The following is a 25,461-nucleotide window of genomic DNA, read 5'->3' as shown; positions in this document are numbered from 1 at the left end:
CGGCCGGCCGCGGGTCCGGGGCGGCGGTCAGGCCCTCGTCGGCACCGGTTCGGGCAGCCCGACCGGCCAGGTGTGCACGGGGTCGCCCTGCCGGGTCAGCTCGCGGTAGCGGCGGGTGGTGGCCGCCAGCGCCTCCTCCCGGCCGAGCCCGAGGTCCAGCGCCCGGTGGAACGTCGCGGCCTGCCAGGACGCGCCGTTGACCCGCCGCCGGCAGCGCTCCTCGATCACCCCGAGGTACCGGTCCCGGTCGGCGGGCTCGATGCCCCACGCGTCCAGCCCGGCCTCGGCGAGCGGCAGCAGCTCCTCCCGTACGAGGGTGACCGCGTCCACCTCGCCCAGACCGCCGAGGCGTCCGCGCCGGGGCCAGGTGAAGCGGGCGTCGATGCCGTCCTTGCAGGCGGCGTCGAAGTTGGCGGCGGCGGCCTCGAAGGGCAGCCGGCTCCACACCGGGCGGGCGTCCTCGGCGAGGGCGCGGACGACGCCGTAGTAGAAGGCCGCGTTGGCCACCACGTCGGTCACGGTCGGTCCCGCGGGCAGCACGCGGTTCTCCACGCGCAAGTGGGGGACGCCGTCGGCGACGTCGTAGACGGGACGGTTCCAGCGGTAGACGGTGCCGTTGTGCAGGACGAGCTCGGCGAGCGAGGGCACGCCGCCGCGGTCCAGCACCTCGAGCGGGTCCTCGTCGTCGCAGATGGGCAGCAGGGCCGGGAAGTAGCGCAGGTTCTCCTCGAAGAGGTCGAACGCCGACGTCACCCAGCGCTCCCCGAACCAGGTGCGCGGCCGCACACCCTGCGCCTGCAGCTCGGGCGGGCGGGTGTCGGTGGACTGCTGGAAGAGCGGCGGCCGGGACTCGCGCCACAGCTCGCGGCCGAACAGGAAGGGCGAGTTGGCGCCGACGGCGATCTGCGCGGCGGCGACGGCCTGCGCCGCGTTCCACACGTCGGGGAACCGTTCCGGCGTGACCTGGAGGTGCAGTTGCACCGAGGTGCAGGCGGCCTCCGGGGCGATCGACTTCGAGGTGCACCTGAGGTGCTCCACGCCGTCGATGTCGAGGGTGAAGTCCTCACCGCGCGCGGCCACGATCTGATCGTTGAGCAGCGCGTAGCGGTCGACGTCGGAGAGGTTGGAGGAGACGAGGTCGTCGCGGTCGAGCGTCGGCAGAATGCCGATCATCACGATGCCCGCGTCCACCTCTTCGGCCTTGCGGTCGGCGTAGGCGAGCGAGGTCCGCAGTTCCTCGTCGAGCCGGTCGAAAACGCGTCCGCCCAGCCGGTGGGGAGCGATGTTCACTTCCAGGTTGAACATCGCGAGTTCCGTTTGGAAGTCGCGGCTCGCGATGCGCTCGAGGACTTGCGCATTCAGCATTCTCGGCATGCCGTCGGCGCCCGCGAGATTGAGTTCGATCTCCAGCCCCATCAGGTTCTTGGGGCGGTCGAACCGCTTCTCCGTCAGGAGTCGCTCCAGGCCCGTCAGGCACCTGTGGAGCTTCTCGCGGTAGCGCTGGCGATCGGACAGGTCGAACTGACCCGCCACGACCTTTTCCCCCATCGAAGCGTCCCTCCTCGGATGGCGTACCGAAGATCGGCCGCCGGGGTCCCGGTCCACAAGCAAGGATGCCCCGTGGATGCGATCGATAACGCCCCGGATGCGTGTGGCGCCCGCTACTCTGTCGAGGTGTCCAGTGGCACATTCACGGGGCAATACGCGGGAAGGCGTATCACCGCGCGGTTGCGAACTCGTGAAAAACGCCGACCGGAATGGGCCGACCGTACGGCGGTCATGGCCCGAGGTCAGTGCGGTGAACCCTTTGGGAAATCGGCATCTTTTTCGCATATCGCCGACCTGAAATATCCTTGCCCGGGTCACCGGGGAGAGCTAGACGAAACATAATCTCAACCCGTGTCGTATAAACTCACTGCACAAGGCAGATCCAGGTGGGCGCCCACGGTCGAGTGATCCAGCCGTGAGACGGCGTGCGGCTCTCCTCACCCCCGTCTCCCGCTCAGACCCTCCGGGCCCCTGCCTCTCTGACCTTCGCGAGCTGACAGCGCCGTCCGCACCGCACGCCCCGCCCTCGCGCCACTGTGCCTTCGAATGAGAGGCGACCCACCATGCCGCTGCACGTACCCCCGGCTCCCGCGCCCGCACTGCGTTCCGTCCTGACCGCGCTCTCGTCGCCGACCGCCGTGCGCGACGCCCGAACTCCCTCCCTGCTCCGCGCCCAGGGGCCCGCCTCGCCCGAGCTCCCGCTGCCGGTGCACGTCCTCGACCGGGTCACCGCCGACGGCGAGACCTCGACGACGCTCGCCGGGTGGCGCTTCCTGATCCGTACCGGCGATCGCGCGGTGGCCGCCGCCGACACCGTGCTCACCGCCGACGGATGGGCCTTCTCCCGCTTCTTCGAAGGCCCGTACATCACGTCCACCGAACTCGCGCTGCGCCAGGCGGAGGCCATGGGCCGGCCGTACCAGCCCCGGCTGCTGTCGGTGCCCGGCCTGTACATGCTGGCGCTGTGGCTGCACGGCGACACGGAGGCCGACGGCGCCGCCGGCGTCCCGGCCGCGGACGACCTGCTGGTGCCGCTGGCGCCGGCCCCGCCCGGCATCGCGGCCCACCGGCCGCACCGGGTCACGGATCTGCTCCCGGTGCTGACCCACCGCGTGACGCCCACCCGGCTGCTCGGCTCCCCGGCCTGACCCGCCCCCTCGGCCCGTGCCCCGTCGCCCGCTCCCGGGCGGCGGGGCACGGGCGTCGGGCGGCGGGGAGCGTGCGTACGGACTAGCCCCATCCGGCCACTGCGAACCACCCGAAAGGACAGTGCAGTTGGGATGAACCGTCCGCGTGGGTGACGCGTCCTGAACCGGTGAGGAGCGGTGCCGCGAAATGCCTGCGGATCCTCGTCCGCGGGGCAACACTGGATCCCGACCGACTCATCACCACGGGGGAGGCGGCCATGAACGACGATTCACGCCGCGCAACTGACACGACAGCCCACTCACAGGTCATCACAGAGCGAAAGAACCCACCCATGTGCCAGCACCAGCCACCGTGTCCCTCAGCCGACTCCGCCGACCGGGAATCCGCCCGTCTCGTGGCGCACCACCCGGAGCAGGGCTGGAGCCTGCTGTGCAACGGTGTCGTGCTCTTCGAGGACACCGGTGAACTCCTGCCCGACGGCAGGATCATCGCCCCGCAGCGGTCCCGGGACGTCACGCTGACGTCCGCCTGAGCAGGGCCGGGCGGGACGGGGACCGCCCGGGGTGACACAGGGGCCGGACCGCGGGGACGCCCCCGCGACCCGGCTCCGCGGCGTGTGCACGGCTCCTCATCCGCCGCGGCCCCGCGGAAGGGCACGGTGACGGCCGCCTCGGAAGGCGCAGGCGGCAGCCGCCGTGCGACCGGAGCCGCCTTCCCCCACGCACCCGTCCTCCGGAAGACTTCTGGAGGTTTCGCGGGTTCCGTCTCGGAGGAGGGGCAAGTGGCAGCACAGGAGGACGACGCCGGGAGCAGGGTCACGATCACCGAGATCGCCCGGCAGGCCGGGGTCTCCGTCCCGACCGTCTCCCGCGTGGTCAACGGCCGCTCCGACGTCTCCCCGCAGACCCGCGCCCGCGTCGAGGACCTGCTGCGCCGCCACGGCTACCGCCGGCGCCCCGCCCCCTCGCCCTCGCGGGCCGCGCTGCTCGACCTGGTCTTCAACGACCTCGACAGCCCCTGGGCCGTGGAGATCATCCGCGGGGTCGAGGAGGAGGCCCACACCGCCGGGGTGGGCACCGTGGTGTCGGCGATCCACGGGCGTTCCGGCGACGCGCGCGAGTGGATCCGCAACCTGCGGGCGCGCGCCTCCGACGGCGTCATCCTCGTCACCTCCGCCCTGGAGTCCTCGCTGCACGAGGAGCTGCGCATCCTGGGCGTCCCGCTGGTGGCCGTGGACCCGGACGGCTCCCCCGGCCTGGACGTCCCCACCATCGGCGCCGCCAACTGGTCCGGCGGCCTGGCGGCCACCCAGCATCTGCTGTCCCTCGGGCACCGCAGGATCGGCCTGATCGCCGGCCCGCCGCGGCTGCTCTGCTCCCGGGCCCGCCTGGACGGCTACCGCGCCGCGCTGGAGGGCGCGGGCGTCACCCCCGACGACACCCTCGTGGCCCCCGGCGACTTCCGTCCCGAGTCCGGCCACGCGGGCTGCCACACCCTGCTGGACCTGCCGGAACCGCCCACGGCGGTCTTCGCCGCCAGCGACCAGATGGCGCTCGGGGCGATCGAGGCGCTGCGCGGCCGGGGACTGCGGGTGCCGCAGGACATGAGCGTGGTCGGCTTCGACGACCTGCCGGAGGTGCGCTGGTCGGCTCCGCCGCTCACCACGGTCCGCCAGCCGCTCGCCGACATGGGCGCCCTCGCCGTCCGTACGGTGCTCCGCCTCACCCGCGGCGAACAGCCGGACTCACCCCGCGTGGAGCTCGGCACCGACCTGGTGGTGCGCGCGAGCACGGCGCCGCCCGCGCCGTAGGCGGTACGCCCGCACCGGCCGCCGCGCCCTATCGTGACCGGCATGCAGTCCTACACGATCGGCCAGGCAGCGCGGCTGCTCGGCGTCAGCCCCGACACCGCGCGACGCTGGGCGGACGCGGGACGCCTCACCACCCGACGCGACGACGCCGGACGACGAGTGATCGACGGCCGCGACCTGGCGGCGTTCTCCGTCGAGCTGGCCAAGGCGGCCACGACCGAGGAGGACACCCCGTACACCTCGGCCCGCAACGCGTTCCCCGGCATCGTCACGGCGGTCAAGCTCGGTGACGTCGCGGCCCAGGTGGAGATCCAGGCCGGACCGCACCGCCTGGTCTCCCTGCTCACGCGGGAGGCGGTCGAGGAACTGGGCCTGGAGGTCGGCGTGGAGGCCACGGCCCGGGTGAAGTCGACGAACGTCCATGTCGACCGCACCTGACACACGGCTCCTGTGGAAACGCACATGCGGACCCGGACACCGCCTGGTCCTCGCTCGTGCGACACGACAGGCACTTCTGGCCTCGCAGATGCGTCACAATGAAGGGGAGCGGGGTGAGCGTCCCCGCAGCCGCCCGCCGCCGCGAGGGAGTGCACTCGGATGATCCGTTCCGCCCGCCGGACCGCCGGTGTCGTCGCCCTCGCCCTCCTCGCCGCCCCCGGGCTCACCGCCTGCTCCTCGTCAGGGAGCGGCGACGGACGTCCGAGCGGCACCGTCACCGTCTTCGCCGCCGCCTCGCTGAAGGAGAGTTTCACGGCCCTGGGCGAGCGGTTCGAGAAGGAACACCCCGGCACCGAGGTGGCCTTCAACTTCAACGGCAGCGACTCCCTCGCCGCCGGAATCGTGGGCGGCGCCCCCGCCGACGTCTTCGCCGCCGCCAGCCCCGCCACGATGCGGCGCGTCACGGACGAGAAACTCACGGCGGGCGGCCCGGTCGCCTTCGCGCGCAACCGCCTGGCCATCGCCACCGCCCCCGGCAACCCGCACGGCATCGACTCCCTCGCCGACCTGGCCGCGCCCGGCCTGAAGGTCGTCCTCTGCGACGGGACGGTGCCCTGCGGGGCCGCCGCCCGGAAGGCCCTCACGGCGGCCGGGGTCGAGGTCACGCCCGCCTCCTACGAGCAGGACGTGAAGGGCGCGCTGACCAAGGTGCGGCTGAAGGAGGCGGACGCCGCCGTCGTGTACCGCACGGATGTGAGGGCGGCCGGTGACACGGTGGACGGCGTGGACTTCCCGGAGGCGGCGCAGGCCGTCAACGACTACCCGATCGCCCGGCTGGAGGCCGCCCCGAACCCCGCGGCGGCCGAGGCCTTCGTCGCGCTCGTGACATCGCCGGACGGCCGGAGAGCGCTCGGCCGGGCGGGATTCCTCGCGCCGTGACCGCCGCCCGGGAAGCAGTCCGCGCGGCGCGGCGGCCGCGCACCCCCGGCCGCGGTGTCCCGCTCGCCCTCCTCGCGCCCGCCCTGATCGGCCTGGCGTTCCTCCTGGTGCCCCTGCTGGCCCTCGTCGTACGGGCGCCCTGGCGTGACCTGCCCGAGCAGCTGACCAGCCCGGCGGTCTGGGACGCGCTGCGCCTGTCGCTGGTCTGCGCGACCACGGCGACCGCGCTCAGCCTGGTCGTCGGGGTGCCGCTGGCGTGGCTGCTGGCCCGCACCGACTTCCCCGGACGGAGCCTGGTCCGCGCCCTGGTGACGCTCCCGCTGGTGCTGCCGCCGGTGGTCGGCGGCGTCGCCCTGCTGCTGGCGCTGGGCCGCAACGGCATCGTGGGGCGGTGGCTGGACGAGTGGTTCGGCGTCACCCTGCCGTTCACCACCGCCGGTGTCGTCCTCGCGGAGACCTTCGTCGCGCTGCCGTTCCTGGTGATCAGCGTCGAGGGCACGCTGCGGGCCGCCGACCCGCGGTTCGAGGAGGCGGCGGCCACCCTGGGCGCGTCCCGCTTCACCGCGTTCCGCCGGGTCACCCTGCCGCTGATCGTCCCCGGCGTCGCGGCCGGCGCCGTGCTGGCCTGGGCGAGGGCCCTCGGGGAGTTCGGTGCCACGATCACCTTCGCGGGGAACTTCCCCGGCCGCACCCAGACCATGCCGCTCGCCGTGTACCTCGCCCTGCAGAACGACCCGGCGGCGGCGATCGCCCTGAGCCTGGTCCTGCTGGCGGTGTCCGTCGCCGTGCTGGCCGCGCTGCGCGACCGGTGGACGAGGACGGTCTGACATGGTGCCCGAGGAGATGCCGGAGCGTTCCGGGAGTCCCGCCGCCGGGGCGCACACCCCTGCCGGACGTGCCCCCGCCGACGGACTCGACGCCCGGCTGGTCGTGGACCGGGGCTCCTTCCGGCTGGACGTCTCGCTGCGCGCCGCGCCCGGGGAGGTGATCGCGCTGCTCGGCCCGAACGGTGCCGGGAAGTCCACCGCGTTGCGTGCCCTGGCGGGCCTCGCCCCCCTCTCGGACGGTCACCTGAGGCTGGACGGTCGGGACCTGCGCGACGCGCCGCCCGAGGACCGCCCGGTGGGCGTCGTCTTCCAGGACTACCTGCTCTTCCCGCACCTGACCGCGCTCGACAACGTGGCCTTCGGGCCGCGCTGCCGGGGCGCCGGAAAGGCGCAGGCCCGGGCCCTGGCCGCCGAGTGGCTGGACCGCATGGGGCTGGCCGACCACGCCGGCGCCAGGCCCCGCCGGCTCTCCGGCGGCCAGGCACAGCGCGTGGCCCTGGCCCGCGCCCTGGCCACCCGCCCCCGGCTGCTGCTCCTGGACGAACCGCTGGCGGCGCTGGACGCCCGGACGCGACTCGAGGTCCGGGCCGAGCTGCGGCGGCACCTGGCCGCCTTCGAGGCCGTGGCCGTCCTGGTGACGCACGATCCGCTGGACGCGATGGTGCTGGCCGGCCGGCTCGTCGTCGTGGAGCAGGGGCGGACCGTCCAGGAGGGCACGCCCACGGACATCGCCCGCCGCCCGCGCACCGAGTACATCGCCCAGCTGGTCGGCCTGAACCTCTACCGCGGCCGGGCCGACGGCCACACGGTCCGGATCCCCGGGGGGCCCGCCATCACCACCAGCGAGGACCTGACCGGGCCCGCCTTCGTCGCGTTCCCGCCCGGCGCGGTCACGCTGTACGGGGAGCGCCCCGGCGGGACCAGTGCCCGCAACCTGTGGCGCTGCGAGGTCGCCGGCCTGGAGACCCACGGCGACCAGATCCGCGCCGAACTGACCGGTGAGCTCTCCCTGGCCGCCGACCTGACCACGGTGGCCGCCGCCGAACTCGACCTGCGCCCGGGCGCCCCGGTCTGGGCGGCCGTCAAGGCGGCCCAGACCCGCGCCTACCCGGCGTAGCCCCCGCCCGCGCGACGCGGTGACCGGCCGCCCGCAGGTGCGGAAGCGGGCCGTCAGATCTCGCGGCCCGCCGCGGAGGCGAAGCCGAGCCAGGTGTGGCGGTTGCCCCACCAGCACCAGCCGACCTTCGGGGCGTCGCGCCGGTCCCGGCCGTCGCGGCCGGTGCCGTTGCTGATCCAGATCGCGGGCGTGCGGGCGTCGAACCTCCCGTTCGGCTTGCGCAGCCGGGAGCCGATGGTCATGAAGCAGCGGTTGCGCTCCAGGGCCTCGGGCTGCTGGAGCACCCAGTGGATGCCCTCACTGAGCAGCAGTGGGGTGCGGCCCTTCCCGGTGAGCGCGGGCAGGGCCTCCTCCGGGCTCCAGTCGGCCAGGTGATCACCCCGGTCGACACCCGCGACCGTGTAGAGGGGGGCGTCGGGCAGGTCGATCCCCTGGGGCGTGAAACGGTCGACGTCCGGCATGTCCGTGACGACGAAGCCGGGCTTGCCGGCGTGGCGCAGCAACGGCGCGAGGACCGAGGCGGGGACACGGTCGGGGTGGAGGGCCAGCAGGGTGTCCCGGCCCGCCGCGGAGTGCCGTTCGGCGAAGGAGCGGATCTCTCCGGCCGGTATCCCCGCGTGCGTGTGCAGGCCGAGCCGGACCAGGCGGTCGGCCTGGGCCGACAGCGGGGGCAGCGGGCTGGGGGTGGTGGAGGGGGTGTCGGTCAATGCGTGGCTCCTTGCCGGGGAATTCGGGGCGGTGAGGGGGCGGCGGAGGCGTTCGCCGGGGCGGTCAGGACGTGGCGGGGGTGTCGCCACGGCTGCCTGTCCCACGGGCGGCGATCGCGCTGATCTCCGCGGGAGTGCCGGCCATGATGGTGCGCACGTGGCGGGTGATCACGTCGACGGGCCAGTCCCACCAGGCCGCTTCCAGCAGGAGCGCCACGTCCGCGTCGCTGTGGCGCTGCCGGATCGGACGGGCGGGGTTGCCGCCGACCACGGTGTACGGCGCCACGTCGGCCGTGACGACGGCTCCGGCGGCGATGATGGCGCCGTCGCCGATGCGCACGCCCGGCATGACGGTGGCCCCGTAGCCGAACCAGACGTCGTTGCCGACCACCGTGTCCCCGCGGCTGGGCATGGCGGTGACCAGATCGAGGGTCCGGTCGGCCCACTCCCCGCCGAACATGGTGAACGGGTAGGTGGACACCCCCATCGTCGGGTGTGCCGCCCCGGCCATCAGGAAGCGGGTGCCGGCGGCCACGGCGCAGAACCGGCCGATGATCAGCTTTTCCGGACCGTAGGCGTAGAGGACGTTGCGCCGCTCGAACTCCGTCGCCCCGTCGGGGTCGTCATAGTAGGTGAACTCGCCCACCTCGATCGACGGGGAGGTGATCAGCGGCTTGAGGAACACGACGCGCTCGTGCTCCGGCAGCGGGTGCAGAACGGCAGGATCGGTCACGAGAGGTCCCCCGTAGGACTGGTCGATTCTTACGTCGGAGGTAAAATTACGCTCGACCCATGAAAGGTGTCAATAGAAAAATACTACCGTAGTAAGATTCGCCCATGAGTAGCCAACACGACAGCGCGTCGTCACGGTCCGCGGGCGGCCTGCGCGAGGTCAAGAAGCAGGAGACCCGTCAGCACATCTCCGACCAGGCCACCCGTCTCTTCCTCCGCCAGGGCTTCGACGCCACGACCATCGCGGAGATCGCCGACGCCGCGCGCGTGTCGAAGAAGACGGTCACCAACTACTTCGCCCGCAAGGAAGACCTGGCCCTCGACCACCAGGACGCCTTCGTCGCGAGCCTGGCCTCGTCGGTGGCCGCCCGGAGGCCCGGCGAGTCCGCCCTGGGCGCACTGCGCCGCGCCTTCACCGAGGCACTCGCCGCCCACGATCCGGTGAGCGGCTTCACCGGCCCGGAGTTCGCCCGGATGGTGGCCGACAGCCCCACCCTCACCACCTGTGTGCGCGGCCTGCACGACCGCCGGGAGGAGGCACTGGCCGAGGCACTCGCCGCGGCCGAGAACGTGCCGGCCGACGACATCGTGATCCGCACGGCCGCCGGTCTCCTGGGCGCTGTCCACCGTCTCCTGTTCCAGCGCATCCAGCAGCTCACCCTCGCCGGGCTGCCCGCTGAGGAGATCGAGGCGACGGTCGCGCCGGAGGCGACCCGCGCCTTCGATCTGCTGGAACCGTCCGTCGGAACCCTCGGCGCCGCCTGACGACCCCACGCCCCCGTACCCCTGGGCCGGGCCCGCAGACGCGTGAGCGCCCGGCCGGGGAATGCCCGGCCGGGCGCTCACGCGCCCCGACGGCACGGCTCCGCGTCGGACACACGGGACCGTGCTCTCAGGAGGGCGTCAGTCCTCGTACGCGTCCAGCGGCGGGCAGGAGCACACCAGGTTCCGGTCGCCGAAGGCCTGGTCGATGCGCCGCACCGGCGGCCAGTACTTGTCCGCGGCGTTCACGCCGACCGGGAAGACCGCCTCCTCGCGGGTGTACGCGTGCTCCCACTCCCCGCCGAGCGCGGCGGCGGTGTGCGGGGCGTTGCGCAGCGGGTTGTCCTCGGCGGGCCACTCGCCCGAGCCGACCTTCTCGATCTCCGCACGGATGGCGATCATCGTCTCGCAGAACCGGTCCAGCTCGGCCAGGTCTTCGGACTCGGTCGGTTCGATCATCAGCGTCCCGGCCACCGGGAAGGACATCGTCGGCGCGTGGAAGCCGTAGTCGATCAGCCGCTTGGCCACGTCGTCCACGCTGACGCCGGTCGCCTTGGTCAGCGGGCGCAGGTCGATGATGCACTCGTGCGCCACCAGCCCGCCGGGGCCGGTGTAGAGCACCGGGTAGTACGGCTCCAGGCGCTTGGCGATGTAGTTGGCGCTGAGCACCGCCACCTGCGTGGCCCGCTTGAGGCCCTCGCCGCCCATGAGCCGGACGTACGCCCAGGAGATGGGCAGGATGCCCGCCGAGCCCCAGGGCGCCGCCGAGATCGGGCCGACCCCGGTCTCCGGCCCCGCCTCGGGCTGCATCGGGTGGTTCGGCAGGTACGGCGCCAGGTGCGCGCGGACGCCGACCGGGCCGACGCCGGGGCCGCCGCCGCCGTGCGGGATGCAGAACGTCTTGTGCAGGTTCAGGTGCGAGACGTCGCCGCCGAAGTGACCCGGCTTGGCCAGGCCGACCAGGGCGTTGAGGTTGGCGCCGTCCACGTAGACCTGGCCGCCCGCCTCGTGCACCGCCGCGCAGATGTCGGCGACGTGCTCCTCGAACACCCCGTGCGTCGACGGGTAGGTGATCATCAGTACTGCCAGCTGGTCGCGGTACTGCTCGATCTTGGCGCGCAGGTCCTCGACGTCGACCTCGCCGTCGTCGGCGGTCCTGACGACGACGACCTTCATGCCGGCCATGACCGCGCTGGCCGCGTTGGTGCCGTGCGCGGAGGACGGGATCAGGCAGACGGTGCGCTGGTCGTCGCCGTTGGCGCGGTGGTAGCCCCGCACCGCGAGCAGTCCGGCCAGCTCGCCCTGGGACCCGGCGTTGGGCTGGAGGGACACCTTGTCGTAGCCGGTGACCTCGGCGAGCCGCTCCTCCAGCTCACGGATGAGCGCGAGGTACCCGGCGGCCTGCTCGGCGGGCGCGAAGGGGTGCAGCTGTCCGAACTCGGGCCAGGTGATCGGCTCCATCTCGGTGGTCGCGTTGAGCTTCATGGTGCAGGAGCCCAGCGGGATCATGCCGCGGTCCAGCGCGTAGTCGCGGTCGGCGAGGCGGCGCAAGTAACGCAGCATGGCCGTCTCGGAGCGGTGCTGGTGGAAGACCGGGTGGGTCAGGAACTCGTCGGAGCGCAGCAGCGCGTCCGGCAGGGCGTCCTGCGCGGCGGCGTCCAGGGCCTCGACGTCGGCCTCGACGCCGAAGGCGCGCCACACGGCGGCGATCCGGTCGCGGGTGGTGGTCTCGTCGCAGGCGACGGAGACGGTGTCGGCGTCGACGAGACGCAGGTTCACGCCGTGGTCGCGGGCGGCGGCGACGACCTCGGCGGCCCGCCCGGCGACCCGCACGGTGAGGGTGTCGAAGTAGGAGCCGTGCACGACCTCGGCGCCGCCGGAGCGCAGCCCCTCGGCGAGGATCGCGGCGTAGCGGTGGGTGCGGCGGGCGATGGTCCGCAGGCCGTCGGGACCGTGGTAGACGGCGTACATGCCGGCCATGACGGCGAGCAGCACCTGCGCGGTGCAGATGTTGCTGGTGGCCTTCTCGCGGCGGATGTGCTGCTCACGCGTCTGCAGCGCCAGGCGGTACGCCTTGTCGCCGTCGGCGTCGACGGAGACGCCGACGAGACGGCCGGGCAGACTGCGGGCCATCTTCTCCTGGACGGCCATGTAGCCGGCGTGCGGTCCGCCGAAGCCCATCGGGACGCCGAAGCGCTGCGTGGTGCCGACCGCGATGTCCGCGCCCAGCTCGCCGGGGGACTTCAGCAGGGTGAGGGCGAGCAGGTCGGCGGCGACGGTGACGAGCGCGCCCCGCTCGTGCGCCTGGTCGATGACCGGCTTGATGTCCCGGACGACGCCGGAGGCGCCCGGGTACTGGATCAGGACGCCGTTGATCTCACGGTCGGCGAGCTCGGCGGGGATGCCGTCGGCCAGGTCGGCGACGACGACCTCCACGCCGGCCGGCTCGGCGCGGGTCTCGATCACGGCGATGGTCTGCGGCAGGGCGTCCGCGTCGACCAGGAAGAGGCCCTTCTTGTTCTTCCCCATGCGCCGGGACAGCGCCATCGCCTCGGCGGCCGCGGTGCCCTCGTCCAGCAGCGAGGCGCCGGACGTCGGCAGGCCGGTGAGCTCGGCGACCATCGTCTGGAAGTTCAGCAGCGCCTCGAGCCGGCCCTGCGAGATCTCCGGCTGGTACGGCGTGTAGGCCGTGTACCAGGCGGGGTTCTCCATCACGTTGCGCAGGATGACGGGCGGGGTGAAGGTGCCGTAGTAGCCCAGGCCGATCATGGAGCCGAGCACCTGGTTGCGGTCGGCGAGGGCGCGCAGCTCGGCGAGCACCTCGGCCTCGCTCCGGGCGCCGGGCAGGTCCAGCGCGTCGGCGTTCTTGATCACGTCGGGCACGGCGGCGGCGGTCAGCTCGTCGAGCGAGCCGTAGCCCACCTGGGCCAGCATCTTCGCCCGGGCCTCGTGGTCGGGGCCGATGTGGCGCTGCTCGAAGGGGATTCCCTGTTCGAGCTCGGAGAGCGGGGTACGGGGGGCAGTCATTGAGGAGGCCTCCTGGTCCGACGACCTTCGAGGGGCACCACGGCGCAGGTGCCCGGACGGCCTCCCCCTCTGTCATCTCAACCTGAGAGTTTCACCGGAACGCCGCGGGCGGTCCGGTTTTCACCGTCGGTGAGAGCGGAAGCCGTCGACACCCGCTCTGCTTTCCAGAGTGACCTCGTCCGTGCGGTACGTGTGCCTGAGAGATTCCGGGGAGGATTTGCTCCTTCGGCGCCTCCGGTGGTGCCTGGAGGACTCTCCCGCACGGGGTCAGCGGCCGTTGCCAGCCTACCAGCGAGGCCCGGGCCCGGACCTTCGAGTGGCCGTCCCGCCGATTGTGCCTTTTCGTTGTGCTATCGCATGAGTTCGCGTCGAGTGGAGGGCCCGTGCAGACCGACATCGACCCGCGTCACCTCATCGGCCGCAAGGCGTACGACCGCAACGGCACCCGGATCGGCACGATCGACGAGGTCTACCTCGACGACGCCACCGGCGTGCCCGAATGGGCCGCGATACGCACCGGCCTGTTCAGCCGGGACGCCTTCGTGCCCCTGGAACCCAGCGAGCTGATCGACGGGGCCCTGCACGTGCCGTTCGAACGGTCCCTCATCAAGGACGCCCCCGACTTCGGCGTCGGCCGCCACCTGTCCCCGGAGCAGGAGCTCCAGCTCTACCACCACTACGGCCTGGACGTGGGCTCCCCTCCCCCGCTCCCCGACCGCGACTTCGGCAAGCTGGCGGGCCAGGAGGAACGCGGCTGACGCCACCGGAGGCGGCGGTCCGGTGAGCCCTGTGCCGGGTCGGCCCGGAGCCCGGCTCCCCTCACCCGGCCGCGCCACGGATGCGGCCGGACCGAGGGCCACAGGCACCGGCAGCTGTCCCGCGACCGTCACGGGCCCCCTCCGTCCAAGCGCCAGGCGCACCGGACCATGCTTCTTCGGGAGCACGACCCGGTGAACCGCGAACGTCACCGGCGACCGCCCCCCGCCCCCTCGGCCACGCGCGGTGGCCCTTCCACGAGCGGCAGCGGATCCGCCGGCTCCAGTGCCGGGTCGTCGACCCGGAACGTCTTCACGCGGCCCGGCGCCGAGCCGGGTGTCTCGAAGCGGACGGTCACCCGTCCCAGCCCGCTGCCCTGCACCCACCCGTGCCCGTACTCCGCGTGCCGGACGTCGTGTCCGGCGGGCCAGTGCCGCCCGGCGGGGGCCTCCGGGCGCGTCTCGGGCGTGGCCTCGGACTCCTCGCCCTGCGGCTCCTCCTCCCCCGCCCCCGCGGTGCCCGCCGCCTGGGCGAACAGGTCCTCCTGCGTGTAGTCGGCCAGCCCGCTGACCCCGACGCCGAGGAGCCGGACGCCGCCCGTGGTGTCCACCGAGTCCAGCAGCCGCGCCGCCGCCTCCCGGACGACCGCCGGATCGTCGGTGGGGCCCCGCAGCGTCTCGGACCGGGTCAGCGTCGAGAAGTCGTACCGGCGTACCTTCAGGACGATGGTGCGTCCGGACAGTCCCGCGCCGCGCAGCCGGCGCACGCAGCGGTCGGCGAGCCGCTCGACCTCCAGCCCGACCCGCACCCGGTCGTGGATGTCCACGTCGTAGGTGTCCTCGACGGACACCGACTTCGTCTCCCGCTCGGCGACGACGGGCCGGTCGTCACGGGCCAGCGCCATCGCGTACAGCGCGTGCCCGTGGGCCTTGCCCAGCAGCCGCACCAGTTCGTCCTCGCCCGCCTCGGCGATCTCGCCGACCGTGTGGATGCCCGCCCGCCGCAGGTGGTCGCCGGTGGCGGGCCCGACGCCCGGCAGGACCCGCACCGGCATCGGCTCGAGCATCGCCCGCTCCGTCCCGGGCTCGATCACGACCAGCCCGTCCGGCTTCGCCTGCTCCGACGCGATCTTCGCCAGCATCTTGGAGGCGGCGAGCCCCACCGAGCCGGTCAGCCCCGTGACCGCCCGGATGTCGGCGCGCAGCTTCGTGCCGGCCAGCCGCGCCGACCGCTCGTCCCATGCCGCGCCCCCGGCCTCCAGATCGACGAAGGCCTCGTCGAGGCTGAGCGGCTCCACCAGGGGCGACAGGGCCCGCAACAACGCCATCACCTGGTCGCTGATCGAGCGGTACAGCGCGAACCGGGGCACCAGGTACGCGGCGTTCGGCGCGAGCCGGCGGGCCTGGGACATGGGCATCGCGGAACGGACGCCGAAGACGCGGGCCTCGTAGGAGGCGGTGGCGACCACGCCACGGGGTCCGAGTCCGCCCACGATCACGGCCTTGCCGCGCAGACTCGGTTTGGACGCCTGCTCCACCGAGGCGTAGAAGGCATCCATGTCGAGATGCAGGATCGTGGGAACGGATCTCACGTCCCCGATGCTGCCCTACGCCACTGACAACGTGCGCGTCGGGTGGGCGCCGCGCGGCGCCGGCTCAGACCGCCCGGTTCCTGCGCCGGGCCAGCTCGTCCATCGGGTTGTGGCCGATCAGGGTCTCGCCCGTGTCGACGCGCTCGCCGTGCAGCTGCGACAACGCGTTCTCGACGTCGCGCCACACCACGCCCACGGCGATGCCGAAGACGCCCTGGCCGCCCTGGAGCAACGCGTGGACCTCGTCGGGCGAGGTGCACTCGTAGACCGTGGCGCCGTCGCTCATCAGCGTCATGCGTTCCAGGTCGCTGAAGCCCCGTTCGCGCAGGTGCTGGACCGCGGTGCGGATGTTCTGCAGGGACACGCCCGTGTCCAGGAACCGCTTGACGATCTTCAGCACGACGACGTCGCGGAAGCTGTACAGCCGCTGCGTGCCGGACCCGTGGGCCGGGCGCACACTCGGCTCGACCAGGCCCGTACGCGCCCAGTAGTCGAGCTGGCGGTAGGTGATGCCGGCCGCGGCGCAGGCTGTGGGCCCGCGGTAGCCGATCTCCTCGGTCGCCATGGCCGCCGCCCCTCCGCCGCTCGGCACAGCCGTCGGTCGCTGCGGAGCGGGATCGATCGCACCGCCACGCGCGGGATGGCCCCCGCCCGAGCGGAGCGGAGAGCTCTGGGGAGGATACGGCCCGCCCGCCCCGAAAACGCGTCCGGGGGCACCCCCAGCCGTACCGTCGCCGCTGCTTCTCACGCCGACCTCCGTCCTTGACCTGCCTCCTCGACGGTAGGCAGTCACCAAGGGTGCGTCAACGATCGCCACACTCGGCACGCCGAGTGATAATCACCCTAAGAGTGGTTTCCCGTGCCCCACCGCGGGGAAAGGCTAGCCGAATGCCCTCGGCGCGGGCCGCGACCACGGCGGGGCCCCGGGGCCGGCTCACTGGTTGCTGGTCCCGAAGTCCTCGGGCGAGATCTGGTCGAGGAACTCGCGGAACTTCTCCACCTCGTCCTCCTGCTCGTCCGGAATGGCGATCCCGGCGTCGTCGAGCACCGTGTCGCTTCCGTAGATCGGGGTCCCCGTGCGCAGGGCGAGCGCTATGGCGTCGGACGGACGGGCGCTCACCTCGACCCCGCTGGCGAAGACCAGCTCGGCGTAGAACACACCTTCCCGCAGGTCGGTGATGCGCACTTCCGTGAGCTCCTGTCCCACGGCCTCCAGCACGTCCTTGAACAGGTCGTGGGTCAGCGGCCGTGCGGGCGCCATGCCCTGCTGAGCGAAGGCGATGGCCGTCGCCTCCCCGGGGCCGATCCAGATGGGGAGGTAGCGGTCGCCGCCCACTTCACGCAACAGCACGATCGGTTGGTTGGAGGGCATTTCGACCCGGACACCTACGACATCGAGCTCGTTCACACAGCAACCCTAGGCCGTGCCCGGGACGTTTGGGTAGTCGGGCCGGGATCGGGTGGCCGATCCGGCCGGGCTGTGCTGCCCTCTCAGGGCAGCCGCACCCCCAGCACCGACCCCACCAGCGCCGCGTGCAGCTTCGTCGTGAGGCCGGCCAGTTCCTTGGTGCGGTCCTCGGCGTGGGCCCTGGTCTGCGGGTTGCGGTGGCGCCGCAGCGGCGCGACGACCTGCTCCACCAGCCCGGCCTCCCGCTCGGCGGCCGCCTTCATGGCCCGCAGATGGCGCGGCTCGATCCCGTACCGCCCCAGTTCCGTGAGGAGACCGGCGACGGTGACCGCCTCCGCGTCGTACACGTCCTCGCCCACCGGGGAGAGCAGTCCGTACGACTCCCACTCGGCGAGCCGCTGCTCGTCCACCCCGGCGGCGGCAAGCAGCTGGCTGCGCCCGATGCGGGCCGTCGTGGGCCTGTCCTGGACGCACTCGGCGGGGTCCTCGCCGTCACCCGGACGGCTCAGCGCCGGCAGCGGGACGGCCTCGCCCCGTTCCATGGCCGCCAGGTGCTCCCGGATCACCTTGAGCGGCAGGTAGTGATCGCGCTGCATGCGCAGCACATGGCCGAGACGCTCGACGTCCTCCGCGCTGAACTTGCGGTACCCCGACGGGGTGCGGCGCGGCTCGACGAGCCCTTCCGACTCCAGGAAGCGGATCTTGGAGATGGTGACCTCGGGGAACTCCTCGCGCAGCACGTTCAGCACCGCACCGATGCTCAGCAGTCCGGTGTCCGCGGCGGCGGCGCCGTCGCCGGCACCGCCGCTCGGTGTTTGCTGCATGGACCCTTCCTGGAGTTCCCCGGGCCGTGCCCGGGGAGGTCAGTAGCCCCGCTGGCTCGCGTAGAAGACCAGCCGGTACTTGCCGATCTGCACCTCGTCGCCGTTGGACAGGGCGACCTGGTCGATCCGCTCGCGGTTGACGTAGGTGCCGTTCAGGCTGCCGACGTCGGCGACGGTGAACGAACCGTCCGGGCTGCGGCGGAACTCGACGTGGCGGCGGGAGACCGTCACGTCGTCGAGGAAGATGTCGCTCTGCGGGTGACGCCCGGCCGTGGTCAGGTCGCCGTCCAGCAGGAAGCGGCTGCCCGAGTTCGGCCCGCGGCGCACGACCAGCAGGGCGGAGCCCACCGGCAGCGCGTCGACGGCCGCCTGCGCCTCCGGGGAGAGCGCGGGCAGCTGGGTCTGCCCCGTGGTCTCGGAGTCGTAGGCCTCAAGACCGGAGATGGAGATCGTGGACGTCGTCTCGGAGGGGCGCTCCGGGGTGACGCCCGGCTTCAGCGGCGCACCGCAGTGGGAACAGAAACGGCTGCTCTCCGCGTTGCGGTTGCCGCACCTCGAACACACCAGGACCGACATGGACGGATCCTCCTGCCGCGGCTGCCCGCCGGGGGCGGGGGACGCGTACGGGTCGGAGTAGCCTCCGCCCGCACCCGGGCCCGACGGCTGTCCAGAACCTATGCCGCCCGACTGCGCAGGGTCGGCGAAGGCCCCGCCGGTCTCGTCCCGGAACAGCGGACGCTGGTGTTCCGCACCGGGCTGTGCGCGGTGACGAGCGGTCGCGCTGTCGCCGTCCTCTCGCCGCGCGCTCTTGCCGAACAACTTCCCAAACAACTTCACGGGCGATTCCCCTTGACCGAAACAGACCCGCCCGTGGGGCAGGACGAACCCTGACTGAACACATTGGCCGACCCGGACATCTTCACAACGTCCGCCTCCGCCAGACAGTTTCCACCACGCACCACCCATTCGGTGCGCCGACCCCCCGCAACCTCATGCCCTGGCCGGACGCCCCCCATGCACCCCCGGTTCACCGCGAGGACGACCGAGCGTAGTCAGGCCGCTCCGGCGCTCGCAAGGCGTCCACAACGATCTTGTCCGACCGCTCCACGGTAGCGGTGGCCTGTTCCTTCTCGAGCGTCTGCACCACGCCTCCGGGGATGTTGAGCGCCGGCTCCAGGTCCTGCGGCTTGCCGATGACCTTGAAACGATACGGGGACTTGATCTTGTTCCCGTCCACGGAGACTCCCCCGTCCACGTCCGACAGATACGTGCCGGCCACCACGCGCACCCCGTTCACCTGGATCGCCTCCGCGCCCGCGGCGCGCAGCTCCTGGATGGCGTCGAGCAGCATGTCCGACTCGACCGTCCCCTTCGTGTCCTCCACGGTCATCTCGATGCCGGGCCCCTGCGCGGCCACGGTGCCCGCGAGGACGCCGAGTTGCCGTTCCTTCTCGATCGTCTGCCTGCGCGCCTCCTCGGCCTGGTCGGAGCTGTTCTCCAGCTCCTCCCGCTGCTTCTCGAGACCCTGCTTCTCGTCTTCAAGACGCTCGGTACGGTCGTCGAGTTCATCGAGGATGCGCACAAGATCCTCCTGGCGCGCGCCGTGCAGCGCGCCGTCCGTGTCGCTGGTGGAGGCGACCTGGACGGCGAGACCGAACCCGAGTCCGAACAACAGCAGGGCGACGATCAGTTGGGCCCGGGTCACGCGCGGCGGCCACAGTCCGTCCACGAGCCGCTGCCGCCCGGTCAGCACGGGGCCGCCCGGCTCGTCGGCGACGGGCTCCCCGGGCGTCTGACGCGGCTGGAACGCCTCGGACGGGTGAGACGCGCGGGACGCCTCGGTCCCGCCGTTCCTCTCGGGCGCGGCCGGGGGCACCTCCGCGGGCAGTTCCCGGCGCAGCCCGGCCGGGGGCGGCGTGCCGGGGACGGACACGGGCGTGCCGGGGGCGGTCCGCGGCGGGGTCACCGCCGGGCGCGTCGTCTCGGGCTGTTCGCGCTCGTTCATCGGCCTCACGCCCGGAACACGTGCCGGCGGATCGCCGCGGCGTTGGAGAAGATGCGGATGCCGAGGACGACGACCACACCCGTGGAGAGCTGCGCACCCACGCCCAGCTTGTCGCCGAGGAACACGATCAGCGCGGCCACGACGACGTTCGACAGGAACGACACCACGAAGACCTTGTCGTCGAAGATCCCGTCGAGCATGGCGCGCAGGCCGCCGAACACGGCGTCCAGCGCGGCCACGACGGCGATCGGCAAGTAGGGCTCGACGACCGCCGGCACCTCGGGCCGGACCAACAGGCCGGCCACCACTCCCACGATGAGGCCCAGTACGGCGATCACGATGCGTCCTTCTCGGTTATCGGCTGTGCGGTTCGTACGGTCACACTCGTTGCGGCGGGCAGCCGGACGTCGTCCTCCGCGGACAGGGCCGTCCGGATGCCGTAGTTCTCCTGCAGGACGTGCAGATACAGACCGTCGGCGCTGTTCTGGAACCGGTCGCCGAGCTCCTCGCCGTCCCCCACCGCGAGCACCGTGTACGGCGGCACCAGCGGCTTGTTGTCGACCAGTATCGCGTCTCCCGCGGCCCTGATCGCCGACAGGGCGGTCAACCGCCGCCCGTTGACGGAGACGGCCTCCGCGCCGGACTCCCAGAGCCCGTTGACCACCCGCTGGAGATCACGGTCCCGGACCCGCCCGGTGTCGGAGAACCCGGAGGTGGAGCGGGGGTCACCGTCACCGCCGCCGCCGCTGTCCTCGGCGTCGTTCACCACGAGCCGCACGCCCGGTCCGTGGACGGGCGTGGCGCCCGACAGGATGCCCATGAGCGTCGACCGGTCACCGCCGCTGTCCCTCAGCGCCTCCCGCTGCCGTGCGCTGACCTCCGCGCGCAGCTCGTCGACGCTCTCCTCGAGCCGGTCGGCGGCCGCGGTCTCCTCGTCGATCCGGTCGATCAGTTCCTCGCGCTCCTTGGCGACGACCGGAGCGGCGACCCGGGCCTGGGCCGCGCCGACGGTGACGACGCACGCGGCGAGGACCAGCCCCGCGGCCAGACCGAGCTTCGCCCGCAGGGTCTTCGGCAGGCCGCCGGTCCCCTCGCTCCGCTTCCGGGCGGCGGCCTCGGCGTAACCGTCGTCGAGGCTGTGGTCCATCACGTTGGTGATCAACGACATGGACGCGTCCGGGCGCGCGGGCCGCGCGGCTGTGCTCCGAACGGGGGGTTGCTGCGGCATGCCGCACATCGTCGCACGCCTCGCCCCGTACTTCCGAACAGACCCGGCGGCGTGCCGGACGGGCCCCTTCCGGGGCACCGGTCCGGCACGCCGCCGGTCACCGCGTCTCTTACGGAACGGTCACCTGCCCGCGCTGTCCACGATCGCCGACCACTCGTCGAGGAGCGCCTGCGCGGAGGCGTCGTCGGGCCCCTCGGCCCACAGGTGGGTGACCGCCTCGGCCGGGTCGGGCAGCACCATGACCCAGCGTCCGTCGGCCTCCACCACGCGCACGCCGTCGGTGGTGTCCACGTAGCGGTCTCCGGCCGCCTCGACGACCCGCCGCATGACGAGGCCCTTGACGGCCCACGGGGTCGCCAGGTCCCGCTTGAGGACATGCGCCCGCGGGATCCGGGCGTCGATCTGGCTCAACGTCAGCTGGGTCCGCGCCACCAGCCCGATGAGCCGGACGAACGCCGCGGTGCCGTCGTAGACGCCGCTGAACTCGGGGACGATGAAGCCGCCCTTGCCGTCGCCGCCGAAGATCGTCCCCTCCTCGCGGCCGACCCGGGTCAGATCGTCGGGCGACGTGGTCGTCCACTCCACCTGCGTGCCGTGGTACGCCGCCACCTGCTCGGCGATCCGCGTGGTGGTCACCGGCAGCGCGACGCGGCCGCTGCGCCGCTCGGAGGCGACCAGGTCGAGCATGACGAGCAGCGCCCGGTCGTCCTCGACGATCCGCCCCTTCTCGTCGACCAGCGACAGCCGCTCACCGACGGGGTCGAACCGCACGCCGAAGGCGGCACCGGAGGACGCCACGATCTCCCCGAGCCGGACCAGGCCGGCGCGGCGCATGTCGGCCGTCTCGGTGGGCCGGGACTCGTCCAGACCGGGGTTGATGGTCAGCGAGTCGACGCCCAGCTTGCCGAGCAGGCTGGGCAGGACCAGGCCGGCACTGCCGTTGGACGCGTCGACGACGACCTTCAGCCCGGACTCGGCGATACCGGTGATGTCGACGTTGCGCAGCAGCGACCCGGTGTAGGAGTCGAAGACGCTCGCCGGGAAGTGCAGGTCGCCGATCTCGCCGGGGAAGGCCCGCCGGTACTCCTGCCGCGCGAAGACGCGGTCCAGCTTGCGCTGGCTGCCCTGCGACAGATCGGCGCCCTGCCCGTCGAAGAACATGATGTCGACGGAGTCGGGCACGCCCGGCGTGGTGCGGATCATGATGCCGCCGGCGCTGCCCCGTGCGGTCTGCTGCCGGGCCACGGGCAGGGGCACGTTCTCCAGGTCGCGTACGTCGATGGCGCTGGCTTGGAGCGCGGAGATGACCGCGCGCTTCAGGGCCCGGGCGCCTCGGGAGTGGTCGCGGGCCGTGGTGACGGTCGACCCCTTCTTCAGGGTCGTCGCGTAGGCGCCGGCGAGGCGGACGGCGAGCTCGGGGGTGATCTCGACGTTCAGGATGCCGGAGACGCCACGGGCGCCGAAGAGGTGCGCCTGGCCGCGGGACTCCCAGATGACCGACGTGTTGACGAAGGCGCCGGCCTCGATGGTCTTGAACGGATAGACCCGAACATTGCCCTGAACGATCGATTCTTCACCGATCAGGCACTCGTCGCCGATGACCGCGCCGTCCTCGATCCGCGCGGCGCGCATGATGTCGGTGTTCTTGCCGACGACGCAGCCGCGCAGGTTGCTGTGCGGGCCGACGTACACGTTGTCGTGCACCACGGCCTTGTGCAGGAAGGCGCCGCTCTTGACGACGACGTTGGAGCCCACGACCGTGTGCTCGCGGATCTCCGCGCCGGCCTCGACCTTGGCGTAGTCGCCGATGTAGAGCGGTCCGCGGAGCACGGCGTCGGGGTGCACCTCGGCGCCCTCGGCGACCCACACGCCGGGCGAGATCTCGAACCCGTCGAGGTCGACGTCGACCTTGCCCTCGAGGACGTCGGCCTGCGCCTTGACGTAGCTCTCGTGGGTGCCGACGTCCTCCCAGTAGCCCTCGGCGACATAGCCGTAGATGGGCTTGCCTTCCTTCATCAGCTGCGGGAAGACGTCGCCGGACCAGTCGACGGGGACGTCGGGCTCGACGTAGTCGAAGACCTCCGGCTCCATGACGTAGATGCCGGTGTTCACCGTGTCGGAGAAGACCTGGCCCCAGGTGGGCTTCTCTAGGAAGCGCTCGACCTTGCCCTCGTCGTCGACGATGGTGATGCCGAATTCCAGCGGGTTGGGCACGCGGGTCAGACAGACCGTGACCAGGGCGCCCTTTTCCTTGTGAAAATTGATCAGCTCGGTGAGGTCGAAGTCCGTGAGGGCATCGCCGGAGATGACGAGAAAGGCATCGTCCTTCAACGCCTCCTCTGCGTTCTTGACGCTCCCGGCGGTACCGAGTGGCTTCTCCTCATTGGCATACGTGAGCTCCATCCCGAGCTCCTCGCCGTCACCGAAGTAGTTCTTGACGAGTGAGGCAAGGAACTGAACGGTCACAACGGTTTCGTTGAGCCCGTGCCTTTTGAGCAGCCGCAGGACGTGCTCCATGATCGGCCGGTTGGCCACCGGCAGGAGCGGCTTGGGCATGCTTGAGGTCATGGGGCGAAGACGGGTGCCTTCGCCCCCGGCCATCACGACGGCCTTCATGTCGGAAGCGTCCTCCTCGAAGAGACGACGGTCTGGCCGACACCCGCCTGGTTTGCCGCACACTTATCCAGCATGGGACATCGCGCGCCACGTTGCGCGTGAAGAAGCGAGTCAATCGGCCATGGTGTCCGCACGGATCAAGCGGCGGACTTGGACCACATACAGCACTCCTGCCCACCAATAGAGGGTTGTACCCCATCCGGCGAACGCCCAGCCGAAAATCGCAGCGAGTGATGAGATCCAGCCACTTCCGTCACTGAGCAGGAGCAGCGGGAAGGCGTACATCAGGTTGAAGGTCGCGGCCTTCCCCAGGAAGTTCACCTGCGGCGGCGGATAGCCGTGGCGCCGCAGGACGCCCACCATGACCAGGAGGACCAGCTCCCGGGCCAGCAGCACGAGGGTCAGCCAGAGCGGCAGAATCTCCCGCCAGGTGAGTCCGACCAGGGTCGAGAGAATGTAGAGCCGGTCGGCCGCGGGATCGAGCAGCCGGCCGAGGCTGCTGATCTGATTCCACCGACGGGCTAGCTTGCCGTCCAGGTAGTCGCTGACGCCGCTGAAGGCCAGCACCAGGAGCGCCCAGCCGTCGCTCTTCGGCCCGCCGAACTCCGGCCGCAGAATCAGCCAGAGGAACAGGGGTACGCCGACCAGCCGCGCCATGCTGAGCACGTTCGGGATGGTGAGGACACGGTCTGTCTGGACCCGTGTCTCCTGGACCTCCACCCGGGATCCTCCTGTGGGAAACGTTTCTAAGATGTCCCTGACCCTACCGCAACGCAAAAAAGCTCCGGCTCTCGGGCTGTTCGCCCGAGAGCCGGAGCTTTAAAGGAAGTTCGGCGGCGTCCTACTCTCCCACAGGGTCCCCCCTGCAGTACCATCGGCGCTGTAAGGCTTAGCTTCCGGGTTCGGAATGTAACCGGGCGTTTCCCCTACGCTATGACCACCGAAACACTGTGAAACACTCAACCGCACCACACCGTGACCATGGCATGGGGTTGTTCGTGGTTTCAGAACCAACACAGTGGACGCGAGCAACTGAGGACAAGCCCTCGGCCTATTAGTACCGGTCAACTCCACACGTTACCGTGCTTCCATATCCGGCCTATCAACCCAGTCGTCTACTGGGAGCCTTACCCCATCAAGTGGGTGGGAGTCCTCATCTCGAAGCAGGCTTCCCGCTTAGATGCTTTCAGCGGTTATCCCTCCCGAACGTAGCCAACCAGCCATGCCCTTGGCAGAACAACTGGCACACCAGAGGTTCGTCCGTCCCGGTCCTCTCGTACTAGGGACAGCCCTTCTCAAGACTCCTACGCGCACAGCGGATAGGGACCGAACTGTCTCACGACGTTCTAAACCCAGCTCGCGTACCGCTTTAATGGGCGAACAGCCCAACCCTTGGGACCGACTCCAGCCCCAGGATGCGACGAGCCGACATCGAGGTGCCAAACCATCCCGTCGATATGGACTCTTGGGGAAGATCAGCCTGTTATCCCCGGGGTACCTTTTATCCGTTGAGCGACGGCGCTTCCACAAGCCACCGCCGGATCACTAGTCCCGACTTTCGTCCCTGCTCGACCCGTCGGTCTCACAGTCAAGCTCCCTTGTGCACTTACACTCAACACCTGATTGCCAACCAGGCTGAGGGAACCTTTGGGCGCCTCCGTTACCCTTTAGGAGGCAACCGCCCCAGTTAAACTACCCATCAGACACTGTCCCTGATCCGGATCACGGACCCAGGTTAGACATCCAGCACGACCAGACTGGTATTTCAACGACGACTCCACCCGAACTGGCGTCCAGGCTTCACAGTCTCCCAGCTATCCTACACAAGCCGAACCGAACACCAATATCAAACTGTAGTAAAGGTCCCGGGGTCTTTCCGTCCTGCTGCGCGAAACGAGCATCTTTACTCGTAGTGCAATTTCACCGGGCCTATGGTTGAGACAGTCGAGAAGTCGTTACGCCATTCGTGCAGGTCGG

General features: G+C 71.4%; 23 protein-coding genes, 2 rRNA genes and 1 riboswitch (1 of these 26 running past the window's edge). Of the genes, 9 read left to right on the top strand and 16 right to left on the bottom strand.

Annotated elements, in window-relative coordinates; all coding sequences use genetic code 11:
- Window positions 1-27: 27 nt before the first annotated feature.
- Window positions 28-1,548, bottom strand: coding sequence for a glutamate-cysteine ligase family protein (locus C1708_RS27630; RefSeq protein ID WP_106415228.1), 1,521 nt, complete (start codon window positions 1,546-1,548; stop codon window positions 28-30).
- Window positions 1,549-2,111: 563 nt separating this feature from the next.
- Between C1708_RS27630 and C1708_RS27625 the strand changes: the two genes are divergently transcribed.
- From C1708_RS27625 to C1708_RS27595, 7 genes are all read left to right on the top strand, one after another.
- The gene (locus C1708_RS27625) at window positions 2,112-2,696 is read left to right on the top strand and encodes a hypothetical protein (protein WP_106415227.1); all 585 of its coding nucleotides are present in this window, start codon (window positions 2,112-2,114) and stop codon (window positions 2,694-2,696) included.
- 332 nt (window positions 2,697-3,028) lie between these two features.
- Window positions 3,029-3,229, top strand: coding sequence for a DUF5999 family protein (locus C1708_RS27620; protein ID WP_026244008.1), 201 nt, complete (start codon window positions 3,029-3,031; stop codon window positions 3,227-3,229).
- 249 nt (window positions 3,230-3,478) lie between these two features.
- A complete protein-coding gene (locus C1708_RS27615; protein ID WP_106415226.1) occupies window positions 3,479-4,507 on the top strand; it encodes a LacI family DNA-binding transcriptional regulator in 1,029 nt (342 codons plus the stop codon).
- A 42-nt stretch (window positions 4,508-4,549) separates the two neighbouring features.
- Window positions 4,550-4,945 carry a TOBE domain-containing protein gene (locus C1708_RS27610; RefSeq protein ID WP_106416509.1) on the top strand — a complete coding sequence of 132 codons (396 nt, stop codon included), beginning with the start codon at window positions 4,550-4,552 and terminating at the stop codon, window positions 4,943-4,945.
- Between the two features lie 159 nt (window positions 4,946-5,104).
- A complete protein-coding gene (gene modA / locus C1708_RS27605; RefSeq protein WP_106415225.1) occupies window positions 5,105-5,884 on the top strand; it encodes a molybdate ABC transporter substrate-binding protein in 780 nt (259 codons plus the stop codon).
- Window positions 5,881-6,711: a molybdate ABC transporter permease subunit gene (modB, locus tag C1708_RS27600; RefSeq protein WP_106415224.1), complete on the top strand. Its 831-nt coding sequence runs from the start codon at window positions 5,881-5,883 to the stop codon at window positions 6,709-6,711. Before modA ends, modB begins: the two co-directional genes overlap by 4 nt.
- A 16-nt stretch (window positions 6,712-6,727) precedes the next feature.
- Window positions 6,728-7,828, top strand: a complete 1,101-nt coding sequence (locus tag C1708_RS27595; protein ID WP_106416508.1) for an ABC transporter ATP-binding protein — start codon at window positions 6,728-6,730, stop codon at window positions 7,826-7,828.
- Between the two features lie 53 nt (window positions 7,829-7,881).
- Here the strand turns inward: C1708_RS27595 and C1708_RS27590 are convergent, their stop codons facing one another.
- Window positions 7,882-8,535 carry a DUF5701 family protein gene (locus C1708_RS27590; RefSeq protein WP_106415223.1) on the bottom strand — a complete coding sequence of 218 codons (654 nt, stop codon included), beginning with the start codon at window positions 8,533-8,535 and terminating at the stop codon, window positions 7,882-7,884.
- Between the two features lie 64 nt (window positions 8,536-8,599).
- Entirely contained in the window at window positions 8,600-9,268 is a 669-nt protein-coding gene (locus tag C1708_RS27585; protein ID WP_106415222.1) for a CatB-related O-acetyltransferase, read from the bottom strand.
- Between the two features lie 104 nt (window positions 9,269-9,372).
- On the opposite strand from C1708_RS27585, the gene C1708_RS27580 reads away from it, so the two are divergent.
- Window positions 9,373-10,032 carry a TetR/AcrR family transcriptional regulator gene (locus C1708_RS27580; RefSeq protein ID WP_106415221.1) on the top strand — a complete coding sequence of 220 codons (660 nt, stop codon included), beginning with the start codon at window positions 9,373-9,375 and terminating at the stop codon, window positions 10,030-10,032.
- Between the two features lie 138 nt (window positions 10,033-10,170).
- On the opposite strand, the gene gcvP is transcribed toward C1708_RS27580, so the two are convergent.
- Window positions 10,171-13,056 (bottom strand): aminomethyl-transferring glycine dehydrogenase, encoded by a 2,886-nt coding sequence (gene gcvP, locus C1708_RS27575; protein WP_106415220.1) that lies wholly within the window; start codon window positions 13,054-13,056, stop codon window positions 10,171-10,173.
- Between the two features lie 174 nt (window positions 13,057-13,230).
- A riboswitch (glycine riboswitch) is annotated at window positions 13,231-13,326 on the bottom strand.
- A gap of 113 nt (window positions 13,327-13,439) precedes the next feature.
- On the opposite strand from gcvP, the gene C1708_RS27570 reads away from it, so the two are divergent.
- The gene (locus C1708_RS27570; protein ID WP_106415219.1) at window positions 13,440-13,814 is read left to right on the top strand and encodes a PRC-barrel domain-containing protein; all 375 of its coding nucleotides are present in this window, start codon (window positions 13,440-13,442) and stop codon (window positions 13,812-13,814) included.
- A 206-nt stretch (window positions 13,815-14,020) separates the two neighbouring features.
- Here the strand turns inward: C1708_RS27570 and C1708_RS27565 are convergent, their stop codons facing one another.
- The 12 genes from C1708_RS27565 to C1708_RS27510 form a co-directional block, all read right to left on the bottom strand.
- Window positions 14,021-15,403: a DNA polymerase IV gene (locus tag C1708_RS27565; protein ID WP_106415218.1), complete on the bottom strand. Its 1,383-nt coding sequence runs from the start codon at window positions 15,401-15,403 to the stop codon at window positions 14,021-14,023.
- A gap of 64 nt (window positions 15,404-15,467) precedes the next feature.
- Window positions 15,468-16,151 carry a MerR family transcriptional regulator gene (locus tag C1708_RS27560; protein ID WP_106415217.1) on the bottom strand — a complete coding sequence of 228 codons (684 nt, stop codon included), beginning with the start codon at window positions 16,149-16,151 and terminating at the stop codon, window positions 15,468-15,470.
- A 186-nt stretch (window positions 16,152-16,337) separates the two neighbouring features.
- On the bottom strand, window positions 16,338-16,811 hold the full coding sequence (locus C1708_RS27555; RefSeq protein WP_004934251.1) for a bifunctional nuclease family protein: 474 nt from the start codon (window positions 16,809-16,811) through the stop codon (window positions 16,338-16,340).
- An 83-nt stretch (window positions 16,812-16,894) separates the two neighbouring features.
- Entirely contained in the window at window positions 16,895-17,635 is a 741-nt protein-coding gene (gene ftsR, locus C1708_RS27550; protein WP_106415216.1) for a transcriptional regulator FtsR, read from the bottom strand.
- Window positions 17,636-17,674: 39 nt separating this feature from the next.
- Window positions 17,675-18,601 carry an FHA domain-containing protein gene (locus tag C1708_RS27545; protein ID WP_198602608.1) on the bottom strand — a complete coding sequence of 309 codons (927 nt, stop codon included), beginning with the start codon at window positions 18,599-18,601 and terminating at the stop codon, window positions 17,675-17,677.
- 61 nt (window positions 18,602-18,662) lie between these two features.
- Window positions 18,663-19,640 carry a DUF881 domain-containing protein gene (locus C1708_RS27540; protein WP_106415214.1) on the bottom strand — a complete coding sequence of 326 codons (978 nt, stop codon included), beginning with the start codon at window positions 19,638-19,640 and terminating at the stop codon, window positions 18,663-18,665.
- 5 nt (window positions 19,641-19,645) lie between these two features.
- Window positions 19,646-19,978 (bottom strand): small basic family protein, encoded by a 333-nt coding sequence (locus C1708_RS27535; RefSeq protein ID WP_006134295.1) that lies wholly within the window; start codon window positions 19,976-19,978, stop codon window positions 19,646-19,648.
- Window positions 19,975-20,877, bottom strand: coding sequence for a DUF881 domain-containing protein (locus tag C1708_RS27530; protein ID WP_106415213.1), 903 nt, complete (start codon window positions 20,875-20,877; stop codon window positions 19,975-19,977). Before C1708_RS27530 ends, C1708_RS27535 begins: the two co-directional genes overlap by 4 nt.
- 111 nt (window positions 20,878-20,988) lie before the next feature.
- Entirely contained in the window at window positions 20,989-23,484 is a 2,496-nt protein-coding gene (locus C1708_RS27525; protein ID WP_106415212.1) for a mannose-1-phosphate guanyltransferase, read from the bottom strand.
- A 111-nt stretch (window positions 23,485-23,595) separates the two neighbouring features.
- Window positions 23,596-24,204, bottom strand: a complete 609-nt coding sequence (clsA, locus tag C1708_RS27520) for a cardiolipin synthase ClsA (protein WP_106415211.1) — start codon at window positions 24,202-24,204, stop codon at window positions 23,596-23,598.
- A 108-nt stretch (window positions 24,205-24,312) separates the two neighbouring features.
- Window positions 24,313-24,429: ribosomal RNA gene (gene rrf, locus C1708_RS27515) — 5S ribosomal RNA — on the bottom strand.
- A gap of 89 nt (window positions 24,430-24,518) precedes the next feature.
- Window positions 24,519-25,461: ribosomal RNA gene (locus C1708_RS27510) — 23S ribosomal RNA — on the bottom strand (it continues 2,183 nt past the right edge of the window).

Origin of the sequence: Streptomyces sp. DH-12 (genome assembly GCF_002899455.1) — a bacterium.
Classification (GTDB): Bacteria; Actinomycetota; Actinomycetes; order Streptomycetales; family Streptomycetaceae; genus Streptomyces.
This window is presented reverse-complemented; position numbering and strand designations above follow the sequence as displayed.

Coding starts and splice junctions, on each gene's coding strand:
- C1708_RS27630 (WP_106415228.1), bottom strand. CDS start 1,548: ATGGGGGAAAAGGTCGTGGCGGGTCAGTTCGACCTGTCCGATCGCCAG.
- C1708_RS27625 (WP_106415227.1), top strand. CDS start 2,112: ATGCCGCTGCACGTACCCCCGGCTCCCGCGCCCGCACTGCGTTCCGTC.
- C1708_RS27620 (WP_026244008.1), top strand. CDS start 3,029: ATGTGCCAGCACCAGCCACCGTGTCCCTCAGCCGACTCCGCCGACCGG.
- C1708_RS27610 (WP_106416509.1), top strand. CDS start 4,550: ATGCAGTCCTACACGATCGGCCAGGCAGCGCGGCTGCTCGGCGTCAGC.
- modA (WP_106415225.1), top strand. CDS start 5,105: ATGATCCGTTCCGCCCGCCGGACCGCCGGTGTCGTCGCCCTCGCCCTC.
- C1708_RS27595 (WP_106416508.1), top strand. CDS start 6,728: ATGCCGGAGCGTTCCGGGAGTCCCGCCGCCGGGGCGCACACCCCTGCC.
- C1708_RS27580 (WP_106415221.1), top strand. CDS start 9,373: ATGAGTAGCCAACACGACAGCGCGTCGTCACGGTCCGCGGGCGGCCTG.
- gcvP (WP_106415220.1), bottom strand. CDS start 13,056: ATGACTGCCCCCCGTACCCCGCTCTCCGAGCTCGAACAGGGAATCCCC.
- ftsR (WP_106415216.1), bottom strand. CDS start 17,635: ATGCAGCAAACACCGAGCGGCGGTGCCGGCGACGGCGCCGCCGCCGCG.
- C1708_RS27545 (WP_198602608.1), bottom strand. CDS start 18,601: ATGGGTGGTGCGTGGTGGAAACTGTCTGGCGGAGGCGGACGTTGTGAA.
- C1708_RS27540 (WP_106415214.1), bottom strand. CDS start 19,640: ATGAACGAGCGCGAACAGCCCGAGACGACGCGCCCGGCGGTGACCCCG.
- C1708_RS27530 (WP_106415213.1), bottom strand. CDS start 20,877: ATGTGCGGCATGCCGCAGCAACCCCCCGTTCGGAGCACAGCCGCGCGG.
- C1708_RS27525 (WP_106415212.1), bottom strand. CDS start 23,484: ATGAAGGCCGTCGTGATGGCCGGGGGCGAAGGCACCCGTCTTCGCCCC.